Annotated in this window: 1 protein-coding gene; it reads left to right on the forward strand. The window is 45.1% G+C overall.

Annotated features, from left to right (window positions below; genetic code table 11):
• The coding region (locus tag RTW80_RS25145; RefSeq protein ID WP_409415315.1) for a DUF927 domain-containing protein at positions 1-875 on the forward strand (875 nt) is incomplete at its 5' end.
• Positions 876-1,474: the final 599 nt, after the last annotated feature.

Consider the following 1,474-nt stretch of genomic DNA (forward strand, 5'->3'; position numbering starts at 1 on the left):
GTGTAGGGAAACTGCAAGGCGCTAAAGATGGTGGAAACCGGGATCTAAAACGCTGGCGTACAGTGGCAATCAGCACCGGAGAAATGGATTTAGAAACATTTATCGCTACTTCCGGGCGAAAAACCAAAGCCGGGCAACTGGTGCGACTGCTGAATATTCCGTTGAGTAAAGCAGTACGCTTTCACGATTACCAGAACGGAAAACAGCACGCAGACGCACTGAAAGACGCTTACCAGCATCACCACGGCGCAGCCGGGCGTGAGTGGATTAAATGGCTGGCAGACCACCAGCAACAGGCTATTAAAACCGTTCGTGATTGCGAAAGCAGATGGAGAAACCTGATCCCATCCGATTATGGTGAGCAGGTTCACCGTGTAGCCGCGCGATTTGCCATTCTGGAGGCCGCATTGCTGTTAGGCGAGGTTGTAACAGGCTGGGATGCTCAGACATGCCGTGATGCGATACAGCACAGCTATAACGCATGGTTGCGCGAGTTCGGCACAGGTAACAAAGAACATCAGCAGATTATTGAACAAACGGAGGCATTTCTTAATGCCTATGGGCTTAGCCGTTTTGCACCATTTCCATACAGCCCGGCAGATTTGCCCATCAAAGATTTAGCCGGATACCGTCAGCGTGGAGAACATGACGAAAGCCCAATGATTTTCTATACATTCCCGGCCACATTTGAAAAGGAGATCGCATGTGGTTTCAACGCAAAACAGTTTGCTGAAGTGTTGAAAAAAGCCGGGATGCTAACCCCACCAAACAGCGGTCGTGGATACCAAAGAAAATCACCACGTATTCAGGGACGACAAATAAACGTTTATGTACTCAATTACCAGCCAGGAGATTATAACTCATCTGAAGAATGAGCTTCTTCATGTGCGTAGAAAAGGTGTTGGTTCAGTTGGTTCAGTTGGTTCAATTTGTAAAGGGTATTGTTTTATAAGGATTTTATTCTTTTTATTGAACCAACACTGAACCAACAACACGGTATTTTGAACCAACACAATGTGACTGAATTGATGCGCACAACACCTGGCTGGCATCAGAGAGTGTTTTACGAGACTTTCGTAAAATCCTGTGTACAAGGGCGTGACGTTTTTGAAAGTGAGCACTACGAAATTTTCGTAGTTCAAAAAACAGCCTCTAAGAAGTTGTTATGCCTGTTCAGCAAACCATCCGCATAGCTGATCGCGAATCAAATTACCAATGGAGCCAGAAGCAAGGGCAGAACTGAAAAGCGCCTGCCGTGAAGAGTAATGCGACACCATAAATATAGTTTTTAGAGTCCATAAAAAACCTGTCAAAACCTGACACACAGAACGACGCCACCAGCTACTGAGCGGTGGCATTTTTTTGTGCTATTTGTTTCATATTCTGCAATTACGATGATGAATATTGCGATTTGTGAAACTATAATAACTGTTGTTTTATACAGTTATAAGGGGGCGTTATGGCTATTTCAGTA

The sequence above is a fragment of the Escherichia sp. AM3 genome, from assembly GCF_032029835.1.
GTDB lineage: Bacteria > Pseudomonadota > Gammaproteobacteria > Enterobacterales > Enterobacteriaceae > Escherichia > Escherichia coli.